Below are 16243 nucleotides of genomic sequence, written 5' to 3' on the forward strand. Positions count from 1 at the left end.
ATATTTTAAACTGACTGCATGAACGGCGGCTTTTTTCTTGTTGAACTAAAGGGGCAGTTTAGTTGAACAAGGAATATTGGGATATAATAGGATTTGAGAAATGAAAGTAATCATAAAAAAGGGGTTATTGTATGGCTTCTGGACGTGATGAAATGATTAAAGCACTGAAATCAATTCTTATTCCATTATTAAGAGAGAAAGGATTTAAAGGTTCTTTTCCTCATTTTCGAAGGATTTTAGAAACCCGAATTGACCTTATTTCTTTCTTCTTTGACAAGTATGGTGGTGGGTTCATTGTTGAAATAGGTGCGTCACCAGCCAATGGTTTTACAATTAAGGGTGGACCTCATTTTCCTCCGAATAAGGTAAACACTACCCACCATGTTCCTATGACACGACTTGAACCAACGGAAGACCACGACTCTTTTAGATATGACGAAGAACCCGTTCCACCTGACATTTTTACAAAATTAGCCAGCGAGGTTGTTTCTCTTTTACCTAAAGCAGAGGAATGGTGGAACTCGGATAAAATAGCTCGTATTATTAAGAAAAAGACGAAACAACAAGGTGACATTAATTTTGATTGAACATATCCCTTGTTGTTGAACTAACGGGTGCGTTATCTAAGGATCGGAGCTGTCTTTTAGGCAGCTTTTTCTTTATGCAACTTAACGGGGCAGGTTAGCTGCAAAAGCAAAGGATATAAAATGAACCGTATATCCCCACTAATGGTAAAATAATGTTATAAAAACGGAGGGGTAATATGGGAATTACTAATATAAGCATTAAAGAGCGTATGGATTATCATAATGTAAATGGTTTGAGCATTGCACTAATTAATAACGCTCAAATTAGTATGACTGAACACTATGGTTTACTTGAGGCAGGAACGACCAAAATTGTAAATAGTAATTCTATTTTTAGTGCTTGTTCGATTAGTAAGTTCTTAACCGGGATGCTTGTTTTGCTACTAACTGAACAAGGTCTTGTTGATTTAGATGAGGATATAAACAAAAAGCTAACCTCGTGGAAAGTTCCTGATAATAAATTTACGGAAAACCAATATGTTACATTAAGAAACTTGCTAAGTCATCAATCTGGAATTATAGACCCTGAAGATAGTTTTATGGAACTTAATTCGAATGACGGTATTCCCTCAATCGTTGACCTATTAAAGGGACACACACACTATTGTAAAGTACCTATTCAAGTGAACTATGAACCTAAGAGCGACTTTCAATATTCAGATGCAGGCTATTGTATAATACAACTACTTTTAGAAGATGTGACTGGTAAACGTTTCGAAGAAATAATGGACGAACTAATATTTCAACCATTAAAAATGCACAACAGTTCATTAGCAATGACCATTTCAGAAGAGAAAAGTGATAACTTTTCTTGTGGTCATAAAAAAAGTGGAGAATTAGTTGATGGAAAATATGCTATATACCCCTATCAAGCTGCGTCAGGACTATGGACAACACCTTCAGATTTATCCATTTTGGTTATTGAATTAATTAATTCTTTAAAAGGTAAAAGTAAGATTGGACTTTCTGTAAGTAAAGCAAAAGAACTGATAACCTCCCAAGGTTGTAAAGAGTGGACTGGACTAGGGGGGTTTTTAGATGATTCAAAAGGAGAACTAGAAATTTCATCGCTTGGTTGGGGAGTAGGCTGTCAATGTATGATGGTTGCATATCCCTATTTAGAAAAAGGATTAGTCATAATGACAAATACAAATTTAGATGTCCATCAATTGAAAGGGATCATTGGTGAAATATATGATTCCTACGCTTCTGGATTGTGAAGAAATGTACTTAAACTAACGGGTGCATTAGTAAAAAATTAAAGGGTGATCAATAATTGAGAAATCCAGTAAAGATTCAGGCCATTATTGAAGAATTGGAAATGCAGTTTGATGAGTCTCGGACATTTTTGAATGTAAAAACTGGTGAAATCATTTCAGTAACTTTGGATGACTTGAGAGCAGCTGAAGATGAAGAAGAATTCGGGCATTTACCTGAGTGGGAACAAGAAGATAGAAAAGTTGCTAATGATGTATTTGAAAACTTTGAGAATTATAAGGAACTCCCAACAAAATATGAAGTAAATGAATATGAGATCATAGAAGACTTTTGCTTAACTGTTAGTGATGAAAGAAAGCAAGATAAATTATTAAGTTCAATTAAGGGGAAGGGTGCTTTTAGAAGGTTTAAGGACAAAATCATTGACTTTGAAATGGAGGACCAATGGTATTCTTATCGTGACGAACGATATAAACAAATTGCGATTAAATGGTGTCTAGACAATAACATAAACTTTATTGATAATTAGACTTTAAAAATGTATGGCACGAGACCTATGGCTGAATAAGGTGATTGCTCTTTGTTCAACTAACGGGTGCGTTAGCTTAAGATCGGAGCTGTCACTAAGGCAGCTTTTTCTTTATGCAACTGTTTAATATGAAATAATTGACCCAAAAGAGTGATGAATGAATTAGAATTTATATATCGAAAAACAAAGATTTTTAACAAACAAAGGAGAAATACTATGAAATTTAAAATTGGAGATTTGCTACTTTTTCTTCTATGGGGAGCACTTTGCACAATTATTTTTAATATAATTAACCCTTCAAATTATATTGGCGAATTAATACTCATTTTTTTACTTGGGGGTCTTGGAGTGACAATGGGAGGCTATTTTAGAAATAAAAGAAAGAAGAGGTACTTTTCTTAATGAACTATCGGGGCAGGTTAGTTCAACAAGAGATGGAATACCTTTCCTGAGGTATAATGTAGGGTTTTTGGTAAGATGTCTTTATGGAGAAGTGATATTAAATGTATAAAAGGAACACTTTGATTTTGAGGGTGAATCGATTATGAATTGGTTAAGAATAATATGTGCTTTAATTGCAATTATTATATATTTGTATTTTATTTTTCAAACATCAAGGTTTAGTAAGGAATTTAAAGAGGCCATCAATGATGATAGGAGTATATCAAAGAGATTTGTACATAAATGGGATAGAAAATACTCAAAAGAAGCTATTTTACTTATTATTGGTTCCATTTTCGGTATAATAGCTATTTTTTTATCTTAATAAACTAACAGGTGCTTTACTTCATTACTAGGAGCTAATCAGCAGCTCCTTTTCTTAGAACTAAAGGGGCAGAATAGTACGTTTTACCCTTAAAAGATTTTGGTAGTATTAAAATTAATTAGAACAATTAGGGTGGGATTTTAGTGCAACGTGAAAAGTGTCCTTGTTGTGGCTTTCCAACATTAGAAGAGCGTGAAGTTTACGATATATGTGAACTTTGTAATTGGGAAGATGATGGACAAGACGACCCATATGCAAATCAAGTTTGGGGTGGTCCAAATGGGGATTACTCTCTTACAGAAGCAAGAAGAAATTTTAAAGAAAATCTCATTATGTATAGGGATAGAAGAAATATACTTACTCAAACTGATAAAGAAATTGAAGCAAAAAAATCTTTAATAAGTGCGTTCATTGAATTAGACAAGTGTGAACCAGATTCGTTAGAATACAAGGCACTTTGGAGCAAAATAAAGTCTTACGAGAAGATTTTAATAGAAGTCCCTTAATGAACTAACGGGTGCGTTAGCTGAAGATCGGAGCTGTCTTTAAGGCAGCTTTTTCTTATGGCATTAACGGGGCAGTATAGTTCCATAAGGTTTCATTCTTTTTTTGGGCTAATTTTGCAACAAGTGAATTGAAACATCATTGATTCGGGAACGTATAAGAAGAAACTATAAAAAAGGAATTGAAGGAAATTGGCACAGTATTTCTCATTACTAATCTTGTCATTTGTAATGCTTGTGGGGATGTCGGCTTATTTTTGGCATTTTTATAAATTGAAAAAGAAAAACGGAGATTCGTATAAGATACCGATCAAGGACATTCTGGGAGTCGCCTTTTTATTTCTCCTATCAGGATTCCTGTTTGTTTATTCTTTGTTAGACCTGCCTAACGTTTTAGCTGATAAGACGAAACAATATAAAGGGGATTGTGAGATCGTCATATTCGATATTACAAGAGGGGGACATACAGAGGCTAACTTTGGAAAGTATAGCATTATGTTTCCTAAGAATTATCAGGGTGTAGAAGAAGGTAACTACTACTGTGAAGTAAAGTATTATCCACAAACTGAACAAGGAAAGTCTTTGAGAGCTTATCAGTCAAAAGGCGGAAAACTAATAAATGAAAAATAGTGTCCCTTTATCAACTAACAGGTGCTTTTGTTAAAGAAGGAATAACAAGGAGTGAGTGGAAATGAGTTTGGCTTCCTATATTGGGTGTAATATAGAAATACCGATTAATGATGATGAATATTCAGATGAATTTCTTTATATTGGCGGTTGTTTTGCCGGTGAGTTTGAATTGCTAAATGTAAAGGAATATCAGTTTACTACTCCTTACGTTTATGAAGTATCAAGTCATTGGGGAATTGAGATTTCAAAATATATGAACCCAAGAACGTGTGCCGAATCGAAGAAGAAGCTAATAGAACTATGTGAAATTATGGACAGTTACCTTGAAAAAGGTGATTTTTTTGAACTGTATAGTTGTTGGGTAGGAGAAGAAGATGAAAAGCGAGATGGTGAGATAACCCTCCAAATCAATAACTTTGATATTGACCAGATTGAAATTCCCGAAAAAACGTTAGTTAGATTTGAAAAATGAATTTTCCTTAATGAACTAACGGGTGCGTTAGTTCTATAAGGACACAGTATTTCGGCCATACAGGGCGTTTAATAGTTTCGTGAACTTTTATACATTGAGTAAAACGCTAACACTTGTTATAAGGTTTGCTAGAGCCTTATAACACACCTTCTCGGCAGTTGATCTTTTCACAAACCCAGTGATATCAATGGGTTTAAAATGGCATCGAATTATCCCATATACAGGATTTGATACATCGTTGATATACCGCCTTTTGTCGGAAAATCATGTTACGTATTTTCCGTTTTTATTGCATAAATGACGGGCGGGTTTCATGGAGAGAAAGATGAGCATGTACTGCCTATATGGGGTCCCACCAACATTTAATTAAGTCTTAGCACACTTAAAATGCAATATGAAATAGTTGCAGAAAAACAGGCTACCCGCAGCCTGTTGTCTTTTTTTATTGGCTTTGTAATGCAATCCTCTTGAATAGATAGTGCAGGAATCTCGGCTTTCGCAGCAATCATAAGAGTTTTCACTTAAATAATCAAGTTTTCGCTCGAATCAGCAGTACTATCGCTTCATTCATAGTTTCTTCGATTTCATATTAAATTTGACTGTCTCCATTTAACACCAGAAACGCTGTGATGCCCGTCAGGTCCCTTAGGGAATCGAAATGGTGTCAATGGGAGAGTTATAAGTTGTTTTACAGTCAGGCCTTTAGGGAATTTATCTATAAAAAGCTTCGGAGGTTATCTATGAATAGTAATGAAGTACAAGCATATTGGTTTGAGGATGATGGCATAATTCCAAACAACCCTACTCTTCCCATTCTCCTTTATCCCGGTGCCTTAACAGAACAGGCTGAATTGACAGAGGAAATATTCAATAAAAATAATTGGCGAAATAGCTGGATAAATGGCGTTTTTGATTTTCACCATTATCACAGCAATGCCCATGAAGTGCTTGGTGTATTACAAGGGAATGCAATCGTTCAACTTGGAGGGGAAAAGGGAAAATCTGTAGAGATAAAAAACGGTGATGTACTCATCTTACCGGCAGGAACAGGACATAAAAGACTGGCTTCGAGCAATGATTTTAAGATAGTTGGTGCTTATCCCGAAGGAAAGGAATACAATCTGAAAACGGAGAATGCCGAAGACAGGCTTCAATCCTTGGAGGATATCCCTAAAGTAACCCTTCCCGAAACTGATCCTGTTTTCGGCGATCATGGACCATTACTATCGGAATGGAATGTCAGCAGTTAAAACGAAAGCCTTCTTTGTATCGCAAATATTGAGTACTTTCCCAGTCCCCCTTCTAAAAGTCACGTCCATGGAACAAAATGAACTAACGGGGCAGGATAGTTGCATAAGCCATAAATGTAGATTTTATAATTTACATAAAACGGTAAATTAGTTAATATTAATTTAATAAAAAATGCGATGAAGAGAAGAGTAAATAAAATCAATTCTTTCTAGAGAGCTCCGTTTGGTGGAAAGGAGTAAGGATGATTTATTGAACCAAGCCTCTGAGTATCATATTGGAACCTTTTTGGGGATGGTGTGACGGGAGCTCCCGTTATAGAGCTAGGGTATAGGATTTCTGTACCTGATAAGTTTAATATGGTGACATATTAATAAACTGGGGTGGTACCACGATTTTTAAATCTCGTCCCCAAGACTTAGGTCTTGGGGGTGGGATTTTTTTATTTTGTATCTAAACAATAAATAAAAGTATAGGTTAGGTCTCTAGCATAAAATTTCTATATTTTAATAAGAATAGAGGGAGATAAGATGGTTTTGAAGAAAAAATTTGCGTCTTGGAAATTCCCATCAATATTGTTACTAGGAATTGGAGTCTCAAATGTGGGTGAATGGATTTATTTCATATCTCTTAATTTAATTGTTTTGGATATGACTGGCTCTCCTCTTGCAGTATCTGTTTTATACATCATCAAACCCTTAGCTACTTTATGTACGAATTTTTGGGCTGGAAGTATTATTGACCGATTAAACAAACGAACACTAATGGTTTTTTTTGATTTATTCCGAGCTATATTTATAGCTTTATTACCTTTTATGTCATCCATTTCCCCCATTTATTTAGTTGTATTTATCATAAATATGGCGAGTTCTATGTTTGGTCCCACATCAATGACTTACATTACAAAATTAATTCCACAAGAACAAAGAAAACGATTTAATTCCCTTCATAGTTTAGTTACTTCAGGAGCATTTTTAATAGGTCCATCTGTTGCAGGATTATTGTTTTTAATTGGTACTCCAATATTTGCAATCTATACAAATGCAATAGCATTATTTATATCAGGTATGATTACGTTATTAATGCCTGATTTAGAAAAACAAACAGTTGTTTCCTCAATGAATAATAAACTATCAATGGAAATAATAAAAAAGGATTGGTATGTCGTAGTTGATTTTAGTCGTCAAAATAGATACATAATGATGATTTACTTTTTGTTTAGCTGTGTGATGATTATTATGGCGAGTGCAGTAGATTCTCTTGAAGCAGCATTTGCCAAAGAGGTACTATTTTTGTCAGACAGTGAATATGGTTTTTTGGTCACTATTGCTGGGGTAGGTATTGTAGTTGGATCAATAACAAACTCATTAATAGTTAATAAGATAAAAACCTCATTATTAATAGGTGTGGGGTCTGTACTAGTCTCAACTGGTTATATTATATATTCTATTTCAAGTACGTTTATCATTGCAGCAGTAGGTTTCTTTATCCTAGCTTTTTTTATAGCTTATGCTAATACGGGATTTCTAACATTTTATCAGAACAATATACCAGTTGATGTGATGGGGCGAGTTGGGAGTGTTTATAGCTTATTTCAAGCGATTTTAGTCATCACGGCAACAAGTATTATGGGAGCTGCGGCTCTGGTTACTTCAATTCAAACTGTTGTGATTTCAGGTGTTTTAGTTATGATGATACTCTCCTTAACGTTGTGTGTGTTTAGCTTGTTACCCTCAAAAAAGCAATTATACCAACCTGAATCTGTTAGAACTAAGGGTTTTTAAACAGAATTATTAGAAGAAAACATCCCAACCTTAGTGAACTAACGGGTGCGTTAGTTTAAGTAGGTATGGCTGCTTCGTCAGCCTTTTGATAATTGCCTCCAGAAGCAGCGGAAGGCATAGTGAATTCCATTCTATATGCTCTTATGGTCAGCAAAGAAGGCTAGTGGGAGCTTGGTTTTACAGACATTTGGGTAATTCCATAGAAGAAGGAAGAAGCTTATGAGAGTTTATCCATATCCAAAAACGGGGATATGTTACTAAACGATAAAGAGGAGGAGACATTTTATGAAACTCGAAGTTTTGTGTAACGTAGAGAATTGTACGTACTGGGCCGAGGGGAATCAATGTGTTGCCGACTCCATTTATGTCGTGGGCCTTGATAACAATGATGCTGACAATGTTGAGGAAACGGCTTGTAAAACCTTTGAACCTCGCAAACAATAATGGAATACAGAATGGGCCGGACGGCTGATGCCGCCCGGTTTTTTAATTCGAGAAATAGGAACAGTCCCCTTAAAAATAATTTAATTAGCACGACTATGCAAGAGGGGATATAACTTGAAAATCAATTTAAAAACTTTATTAATTAATGAACAAAATAATTTTATTAAAGTAAGTATTTATATATTTGGTGGATTTTCAATAGTATTAGCGCGATATAATGTTGGACGGTTGGTGGTAATGATAATGTTTTAGTCTAGGCAGTCAATAGTCATTCCAACCGTTAAAAAGGAAGGGCAGATAACTAAAAATTATCTGCTCTTTTTTAATTTATCTTCTATTTGAACTAATATGTGAACAAATGTACTTAGACTAAAGGGTGTGATAGTTTAACAAGAATGCCTAAACCTTTATTTTAATTTGGATTAGCATGGATTTTTCTGTTAAAGCATAAATTTGATAATGATTCATCTCCGTGGTCTCCAATATAATAAGGGTAACGTGTAATACAGTAAAGTTGGGAAAAAGCGAGGTTATATATGCTAAGAAGAGTTAGAAAAATTGAACTGAAAATGGCTGTATTTATGGGGATTTGTTTTTACGGAATAACAGTGTTACTCCATGTTCTTATTATTAGCGGTGTTATTCCATTCACATGGGTTAATGGTGGACGGTCTGTTTCCTATGCTGCTCAACTACCAATATCTATTATAAGTATCATTATTTGTATTATGGGAGGAGTCTTCACGCAAATTGTTGGTGGAAATAGACTTTATAAACATAAAAGAGGAAGAACCATTATATGTTGGTTTTTTGTTGTACTTTGGTTTTTTGGGTTTTTACAACAATTATTAGGAACACCTTTTGAAAAAATGTTTTGTTCGTTACTAGTGCTTCTTGGTGTCATTTCGAACTTGCGTATGGCGATTGAATTAACCAGTAAGTGAAAAATGTACTTAAACTATTGGGTGCATTAGCTTAAGATCGGAGCTGTCATTAAGGCAGCTTTTTCTTTATGCAACTAACTGGGTAGGTTAGTTCAATAAGGATTTTTGGTGAAAACATGATGATATCTTGAATTTTTCATAAAAAAACACTTCATAAGTTAGAATATAGAGATACTGTAAATAAAAATAATTTAAATATAAGTGGGTAAACAAATAAGAAAAAATGAGGGAAAAATTATGAAAACTTATCCTTTAACAGAAAATGATTTTAAATTAATTGATGAAGCTAAAAGTAAAATTACTCACCTCTATGAAGATGATAGGCATCATGTGGGAGCAGCGTTAAAAACAAAGTCGGGAAATATTGTTTCTGCGGTACATATAGAAGCATACATTGGACGGATTACAGTATGTGCTGAAGCTATCGCGATTGGAAATGCAATTTCAAACGGAGAAAAATACTTTGATACAATTGTTGCCGTTAGACATCCTTATTCAGATGAAAAAAATAGAGAGTTAAGAGTAGTTAGTCCGTGTGGGATGTGTAGGGAATTAATCACCGATTATTCACCAGATTGTTTTGTTGTTTTAGATATAGATGGCGAGTTACAGAAAACTAAAATTGGTGAACTAATTCCACTTAAATATAGTCGAGAATCATAAATAAAAAACCTTAATGAACTAACAGGTGCGTTAGTTGAGAACCGGAGCTGCCATTTGGTGGCCTTTTGCTTAATGAACTAAAGGGGCAGGTTAGTTCACCAAGAAATGTAATGAAATTCATGGTATATTATGTAATAAAAATGTAAAAAAGGGGATTTATTCATGTTTAAGTTTTTTCTTATAATCGGAGTAGTTGGCATTATTATTTCTGGTATTTTTATTGGAGCTTGGACGGGTGGGCAACAGCAAAGAGCTAATTTTCATTCTGAATCAGAAGGACATAGGAATTTTAGAACGAAAATAGCATTCTTCTCAGGCCTCATAGGTGTAATCTCTTTGGGTATTACTGGATTAATATATTTTCTTTAAGCACTACTTTTTTCTTTAACTAAACGTGTTAGCTTAAAATGTAATTGTGTATTTTTGGGGGAATTTGATGTGTGGAAATTTACAGTGATGTTGTTTTTGTTACTCATTGGAGGGATAGGTGGCATTGGCATAGTTAGCCTTTTTGAAGGAAATGAAGTTTTTTCCGGATATCATGCTGGTATTGCGGCTATGGTTGGTATGATTGTTGTTTTACTTTTGTTTATAGTCGCTCAATTACATAATATAGAAAGTAAAAAGGATTAGAGTTTTTCACTACAATAAGAGAGGTTGCTGAGGCAGCCTTTTTCTTATGGCACTAACGGGGCAGGATAGTTCAACAAGGAAAATGTTTATTTAGAAGAGAAAAAGTAGTGAGGAGTATTTAAATATTAATGCTGAGGAGAAAAGAATGGCTCAAAATGGGATTGTTTTAGTAGTTAGTGTATCAATATTCAAAGATGGAGAAGTTTTAATGATAAAAGAAAATAAACCCAGTGCAATGAATAAGTGGAATTTTCCTAGTGGACGAATTGAGTCTGGTGAAGACATTCTCTATGCAGCCCGAAGGGAAGTAAAAGAGGAAACAGGGTTTGATGTGGAACTTACTACCACTACTGGTATTTATAACTTTATCAGTAGTGCTGGTAATCAAGTTGTTCTTTTTCATTTTACTGGAGAAGTTACTGGAGGATCATTAGATATTAAAGAAGATGAAATTATAGACTGTAAATGGGTAAATATGTCTGACCTCGTGAACTTTGATAATGAAGAACTTCGTGATGCAGGTGTTATAAAACAAATAGGAAATAGTCTAGTTAATAAAAGTTTCTATTCAGTAAATATCTTTAATCAACAATTAGGTAAATAAATATCCTTGTTGAACTACATGTGCGTTAGCTGAAGATCAGAGCTGTCTTTAGGGTAGCTTTATCTTTATGCAACTATCGGGGCAGGTTAATTGAAGATGTAACTATAAATATAAAACATTAACCATAAGAGATTCTTATGTATTTTTATAAATAATATAAAATTTTATTTACTTTGGAAGTTTAGTATCCTTTTGTTAAAGGGGAAGTTTTGGAAAAATTTGAATTCATAGGGGTGATAAAATGATTAAAGGATTACATCACGTTCAGATAACTATTCCAAAGGAGACTGAAGAAAAGGCTAAAAATTTCTATTGTGGTATTTTAGGTTTAAAAGAAATCGAAAAACCCGAATCTCTTAAAGGACGAGGAGGATTTTGGTTAAAAGTCGGTGATAAAGATGTACATATAGGAACAGAAGATGATTTTGATAGATTGAAAACTAAAGCACATATTGCTTACGAAGTAGAAGACATCTCATATTGGAAAAATAGATTAACAAAAGAGAATATACAAATACTTGATGGTGTTCCAATTCCAAATTTTGAACGATTTGAATTTAGAGACCCATTTGGTAATAGGGTAGAAATGATTCAAAATTTGAACTTATAAGTTCTTTTTTGAAACATAGAGTACAATACAAGGCCTTATAGAACTAACGGGTGCGTTAGCTCCATAGGATGCACTTTAGAGACCACAATAAGTGGTCTCTTTTATTTGTTCTAAAAAATCAACATTAATGTTTAACAAAGCCAAAAAAAGATACTGCAGGTAGGTTATATAAAACTGGCGGCTATCTATTTAGGTCTCTGAATAATCATAGTGCTTTTCTAGTCCAATTAGATTAAGATGGATTAGTTAATCTTATATGAGAGAAAATGGGGAAATTTTTAATGAAGAAGAATCTTATTTTAGCAGCAGGCGTTATCTCAATTGGATTGCTTGGTGCATGTATGCAAGAAGAAAAATATGTAGAAATAAAAACCTCGGCCGAGGTAGAACCGACAGAAGTTGAAGAACTTTCTTCAGAAGAAGTTACAGAAGAGCCAGAATTTGAAGAAGAAGAAATGTCTGAACTAGAAGCTTCAGGATCATTTGAAGGTCAGATTGGTTATTATGCCGATGCTTTTGGCGGCGGTGTGGAAAGAGACAACGCTGATGTAATAAAAGAAGATGGTCACCCAGCTGAATACTACTATTACGGAGAAGCAACAGCATTTATAAATGAGTTCGAAAATTCTCTTGATGTACGAGATAGTATGAAAGAAGACTTTAATAATCTTATGGCTCTATCTTTCATAATAGAAGTTGAGCAAGAGAAAGTGTTAGATGGCGTTACTTTACCTAAAGGAACAGATAAATGGGAAGCACATAAGTATTGGAATGAACCAACAGACAGACAGAAACAAGCTATCAAGTACATGAGCTTAGTGTTTAACGACCTTGATATTGCAGTAAATGAATTGCCAAAAGAACCGACTGGCTACACATACTTTTCTGAAGGCAAGAAAGTTGAAGAGATTGAAAAATTCATCAGTAGTAGTAACTGAAGGAATACGGATTGTTCGACATCTTGTATAAGATGAATCATAGAAATGAGGAAATCAACATGAAGAAAAGTTTATTATTAGCAGCAGGCGTTATCTCAATAGGATTACTTGGTGCATGTATGCAAGAAGAAAAACCAGAAGGAAAAGTTAAAGCAACAGCATCAGCCGAAATACATAAGCCATCAACAGTTTCAGAACCAGAAGAAGTTTCGGAAGATAAAGTTTTAGAATCAGGAGAGCCTGATTTTTCTGAGGACTTTGAGAATACTGTTTCGCGAGAAGAAGCTATCACACCAGAAATGAAAGCAATGGTAAAAGATCAATTCGAATACTTTTCTAAACTTGTCGTTATATACGAAAATATGCCAGGAGAATTAGAAGATGATGCTTGGTTAACTGAAGAAATTAAATCAGAACTGGCAGAAAAAGCCAAGAGAATTGAAGCTTTTCTACCAACTAAAAACGCTAACCTTGAGAGAGATTTGCTAATGGCTTTGGGAGAAATTCAACAAGGACTCGATTACGAGTCTGGTGGAAGTATCTGGATGCCTTATAGAGTGTTTCTTGGATTGGATGCTGGTATGAATGGAACGAAGACTAAAGAAGAGCAAGCAGCAATTAATGAAGAAGGAAATTGGACAGCAACTTTTACTGATAAAGAAATAGGTTGGGAAGATCCAATGGAAGGTTTTTGATTTTATATAAAACAGATAAATTTTCTATATACGATTTAAAGTTATACAGAGTCCATACAGGGCTCTTTTTTATTTTCTCTTAATATCCTATATGAACCTATCTGACTATTGGTGCGTTAGTTGAGATCCAGGGCTGCAATGTGTGGCCTTTTGCTTAATGAACTAACGGGGCAGTTTAGTTCAATAGGCAGGGAAATATTGAAGGTGTAATGAAATAGAAATTTAAGGAGAAAAGGATGACGAAAAAGAAGAAAACATTAAAAAAAACAAAGGGTAAAATAATACAAGGTAAGACAACAGAAGATAGATTTAAAGAAATACATGGAATGACTATTCAGGAATGGAACGCAAAGCAAGAAGAAGAATTTAAAGCTAAAACAGGAATGACTTACGATGAATGGTATGTAAATCAAGTAAAAACAACGACACCGATTGAATTTATTAAAGAACCCAAAGGTACTATTACAGAAGAAGATGTAAAGTTAATTGAGGATTTGCAAGAATTGGGACTGAAAGATGAAGTAATAATCGTTTTACTGCATTATGTTATAGTGGTCAGTAGAATCGGAATGGTACATTCCTTGGTTAAAGAATTGGGTAAAAGTTGGCACGAAAACAATCTAACTACTGTTGAAGAAGCTTTTGTCTTTGTTAGGGATGAACAGAAAAAATACAAAGAATCACCAGGAAAAAATTACTGATATGGTCGTAATTAGAAATTTATTCTTTAAGTAACGGGTGCGTTAGCTTAAGATCGGAGCTGTCTTTAAGGCAGCTTCTTCTTATGGAACTATAGGGGCAGGTTAGTTCCATAACGATTTGGATTTTTATGGTATAATTTTAAAGGTTGCAACGGATCCTGTATCATTCTCACCCTTCAGTCACCTTGCTCTATATCATTACCGAACAAGATACAAATAACGTATTGAAAATATTAGTGTTTTTCACTGAAGTTTTGTTTCATTCGTAGTGATCGTTATAAATTACAAAAAAGGACGATTTATTATGTCTAAAAAAATAGTAATTATTCTAGGAGCATTTATATTAACTCTACTTACTTTAAATAACCCTTTAACTGTTATGTGGGAAACCTCTGGAGTATTTGAAGTTTGGAGTTTTTGGATTATAGTTCTTGTTCTATTTTTCTATTTATGATTCTGTTCTACATCACCTTTTTGAGATCCGTGGGCTGCCATTTGGCCTTTTTTGCTTAACAGGTGCGTTAGCTGAAGATCGTAGCTGTCTATAAGGCAGCTTTTTCTAAGGGGCAGGATAGTTCAAGAGTGTATATGGAGTTGTTCAACAATTGGGCCACTTTATTGAAGATGGGTCTTGTTTAGAATGAGTATATTTGAAATAATTGGAGCTTGATAAAAAAGAAAGATTTTTTTTGTAGGTGGTGATTCGTTCGTGGAGAGTGTTTTCGTAAAGTTAATTTTAATGTTATCTGTTTTTGGACTTTTTCTCTTTTTCATTAATAAAGTTTTGAGAAAATGGCTTAATGTTGAAAAGAAAAAATTGTTTTCCTATGGCCATGTAAATGATAAACACAAAAAAATTGATTGGACAATTAGAATCATTTTTATTGTCTTTTTGTTTATCGGTTTTTTCACTAACGTCAAACGTGAACCTTTAGAACATATTTGGTTTTTGGAAACGCATATCCTTTTGTTTGTTTTTATAATTGCATCTGAAACAGTTAGAGTAATTATGGAGAAGAGATATGCAGAAAATAGAAATGATTATATTTTTTCAACTATTCAATTAGTGATAATATCAATATTTTTACTTTCAGTGTTTACGACTGATTTTTTTGGGTTGTTGAAATGGTAAAAAATCTATCTTCAGCAATCGTGCGCGATTCTTGAATAAGGTTCGCTTTTCTTATAGAACTAATGGGTGCGTTAGCTGAAGATCGGAGCTGTCTTTAAGGCAGCTCTTTTCTTATGGAACTAAAGAGGCAGGATAGTTGGACAAACAGGAATTGATTTACGGATATAGAAAGTTATAGTTGGGAGGAATATATAGATGTCAAACCATGAAAACGAAGAGATGCTAACAGGAGGGAATGTTTCTAATGTTTGCCATTCGGGAGATACAGTGCGACGGGAATTAAAGCCAGATAGTCCCAAAATTCATAAGCTATTAAAGCATTTGGAGAACAAAGGTTTCAGTTATGCACCAAAGTTTTTAGGTATTGATGAAAAAAGAAGAGAGATATTATCATTTATTGAAGGAGAAGCGGGTAATTATCCTTTAAAGGAATACATGTGGTCTGATGATGTCTTAATGGATATAGCGAAAATGCTCCGTCTTTATCATGATTCTGTCAGTGATTTTTCATTTGATGGTAGCTGGGAATCGATAGATAACACCCCCCAACAATTTGAGGTACTATGCCATAATGATTTTGCAATGTACAACATTATTTTTAATCATAAAAGACCAATAGGCATTATTGATTTTGATGTTGCTGGACCTGGTCCAAGACTTTGGGACATAGCTTATACTCTTTATACTTGCGTTCCCTTAAGCAGATTTTATCTTTCTGAAACAGGTGAGAAAGTTTATTATAATTCATTACAGCATGCTAACCGTATAAAACGAAGAGTTATATTGTTTTTTGAATCTTACGGTGAGGGAATAGAAGAAAATTATTTGGAAATGGTATTGCTGCGATTAGAAGGTTTATGTAAAACCATTACAAGAAAAGCCAGGGAAGGTGATATTGCTTTTCAAAAAATGATTGCTGAAGGGCATCTTAAACATTATCAAAATGATATCAATTTCATTCGACAACATGGAAAAGAGTGGATTTAAGGGTAGGTTTTTGTTGAACTAACCGGTGCTTTACTTCATTGACAGAAGCTGATCAGCAGCTCCTTTTTGCAACAAACGGGGCAGGTTAGCTTGAGGAGGGAAAAGCGAGTATTTGGGATGTTTTTATAATGGACAGTAAAAAAGGGGAGTGGAAA

The 16243-nt window shown here is 34.2% G+C and carries 22 protein-coding genes and 1 other annotated feature; all 22 genes read left to right on the forward strand.

From position 1 onward, the window contains the following. The first annotated feature begins 131 nt into the window (after positions 1-131). The 22 genes from ABC374_RS02005 (at position 132) to ABC374_RS02110 (ending at position 16088) form a co-directional block, all read left to right on the forward strand. A complete protein-coding gene (locus tag ABC374_RS02005) occupies positions 132-587 on the forward strand; it encodes a DUF4304 domain-containing protein (RefSeq protein WP_264640768.1) in 456 nt (151 codons plus the stop codon). 176 nt (positions 588-763) lie between these two features. Beyond that, on the forward strand, positions 764-1807 hold the full coding sequence (locus ABC374_RS02010; protein WP_413015569.1) for a serine hydrolase domain-containing protein: 1044 nt from the start codon (positions 764-766) through the stop codon (positions 1805-1807). 56 nt (positions 1808-1863) lie between these two features. Next, a complete protein-coding gene (locus tag ABC374_RS02015) occupies positions 1864-2334 on the forward strand; it encodes a UPF0158 family protein (RefSeq protein WP_331262938.1) in 471 nt (156 codons plus the stop codon). Between the two features lie 216 nt (positions 2335-2550). Then, on the forward strand, positions 2551-2736 hold the full coding sequence (locus ABC374_RS02020; protein ID WP_413015572.1) for a hypothetical protein: 186 nt from the start codon (positions 2551-2553) through the stop codon (positions 2734-2736). A gap of 142 nt (positions 2737-2878) precedes the next feature. Continuing rightward, positions 2879-3100: a hypothetical protein gene (locus tag ABC374_RS02025; RefSeq protein ID WP_413015574.1), complete on the forward strand. Its 222-nt coding sequence runs from the start codon at positions 2879-2881 to the stop codon at positions 3098-3100. 143 nt (positions 3101-3243) lie between these two features. Further along, positions 3244-3606 carry a CPCC family cysteine-rich protein gene (locus ABC374_RS02030; protein WP_413015576.1) on the forward strand — a complete coding sequence of 121 codons (363 nt, stop codon included), beginning with the start codon at positions 3244-3246 and terminating at the stop codon, positions 3604-3606. 189 nt (positions 3607-3795) lie between these two features. Continuing rightward, positions 3796-4233: a hypothetical protein gene (locus tag ABC374_RS02035; protein WP_413015578.1), complete on the forward strand. Its 438-nt coding sequence runs from the start codon at positions 3796-3798 to the stop codon at positions 4231-4233. A 61-nt stretch (positions 4234-4294) separates the two neighbouring features. Continuing rightward, positions 4295-4705: a hypothetical protein gene (locus tag ABC374_RS02040; protein ID WP_063591536.1), complete on the forward strand. Its 411-nt coding sequence runs from the start codon at positions 4295-4297 to the stop codon at positions 4703-4705. 740 nt (positions 4706-5445) lie between these two features. Beyond that, a complete protein-coding gene (locus tag ABC374_RS02045) occupies positions 5446-5955 on the forward strand; it encodes a cupin domain-containing protein (RefSeq protein WP_413015580.1) in 510 nt (169 codons plus the stop codon). Positions 5956-6123: 168 nt separating this feature from the next. Then, positions 6124-6369 (forward strand) — a binding site (T-box leader). A gap of 120 nt (positions 6370-6489) precedes the next feature. Beyond that, a complete protein-coding gene (locus tag ABC374_RS02050; protein WP_413020236.1) occupies positions 6490-7737 on the forward strand; it encodes an MFS transporter in 1248 nt (415 codons plus the stop codon). Between the two features lie 285 nt (positions 7738-8022). Continuing rightward, complete coding sequence (locus tag ABC374_RS02055; RefSeq protein WP_101645284.1) at positions 8023-8181, forward strand: DUF1540 domain-containing protein; 159 nt, start codon at positions 8023-8025, stop codon at positions 8179-8181. A 536-nt stretch (positions 8182-8717) separates the two neighbouring features. Continuing rightward, positions 8718-9125 (forward strand): hypothetical protein, encoded by a 408-nt coding sequence (locus ABC374_RS02060; RefSeq protein WP_413015582.1) that lies wholly within the window; start codon positions 8718-8720, stop codon positions 9123-9125. A gap of 237 nt (positions 9126-9362) precedes the next feature. Beyond that, positions 9363-9788: a cytidine deaminase gene (locus ABC374_RS02065; RefSeq protein ID WP_413015584.1), complete on the forward strand. Its 426-nt coding sequence runs from the start codon at positions 9363-9365 to the stop codon at positions 9786-9788. A gap of 162 nt (positions 9789-9950) precedes the next feature. After that, complete coding sequence (locus ABC374_RS02070; RefSeq protein WP_034306256.1) at positions 9951-10157, forward strand: DUF5316 family protein; 207 nt, start codon at positions 9951-9953, stop codon at positions 10155-10157. A gap of 69 nt (positions 10158-10226) precedes the next feature. Continuing rightward, a complete protein-coding gene (locus ABC374_RS02075; RefSeq protein ID WP_284469644.1) occupies positions 10227-10421 on the forward strand; it encodes a hypothetical protein in 195 nt (64 codons plus the stop codon). A 145-nt stretch (positions 10422-10566) separates the two neighbouring features. Continuing rightward, the gene (locus ABC374_RS02080; RefSeq protein WP_048684119.1) at positions 10567-11025 is read left to right on the forward strand and encodes an NUDIX hydrolase; all 459 of its coding nucleotides are present in this window, start codon (positions 10567-10569) and stop codon (positions 11023-11025) included. A 241-nt stretch (positions 11026-11266) separates the two neighbouring features. Next, positions 11267-11635, forward strand: coding sequence for a VOC family protein (locus tag ABC374_RS02085; RefSeq protein ID WP_413015587.1), 369 nt, complete (start codon positions 11267-11269; stop codon positions 11633-11635). 281 nt (positions 11636-11916) lie between these two features. Further along, complete coding sequence (locus ABC374_RS02090; protein WP_413015589.1) at positions 11917-12573, forward strand: hypothetical protein; 657 nt, start codon at positions 11917-11919, stop codon at positions 12571-12573. A 59-nt stretch (positions 12574-12632) separates the two neighbouring features. Next, the gene (locus tag ABC374_RS02095) at positions 12633-13268 is read left to right on the forward strand and encodes a hypothetical protein (protein ID WP_413015591.1); all 636 of its coding nucleotides are present in this window, start codon (positions 12633-12635) and stop codon (positions 13266-13268) included. Between the two features lie 236 nt (positions 13269-13504). Continuing rightward, complete coding sequence (locus ABC374_RS02100; protein ID WP_413015593.1) at positions 13505-13969, forward strand: DnaD domain protein; 465 nt, start codon at positions 13505-13507, stop codon at positions 13967-13969. 709 nt (positions 13970-14678) lie between these two features. Further along, positions 14679-15101 (forward strand): DUF4181 domain-containing protein, encoded by a 423-nt coding sequence (locus ABC374_RS02105; protein WP_350301301.1) that lies wholly within the window; start codon positions 14679-14681, stop codon positions 15099-15101. A 195-nt stretch (positions 15102-15296) separates the two neighbouring features. Next, positions 15297-16088, forward strand: a complete 792-nt coding sequence (locus ABC374_RS02110) for a phosphotransferase (RefSeq protein WP_413015596.1) — start codon at positions 15297-15299, stop codon at positions 16086-16088. Positions 16089-16243 lie beyond the last annotated feature (155 nt).

Source organism: Peribacillus phoenicis, assembly GCF_047238085.1.
Classification (GTDB): domain Bacteria; phylum Bacillota; class Bacilli; order Bacillales; family DSM-1321; genus Peribacillus.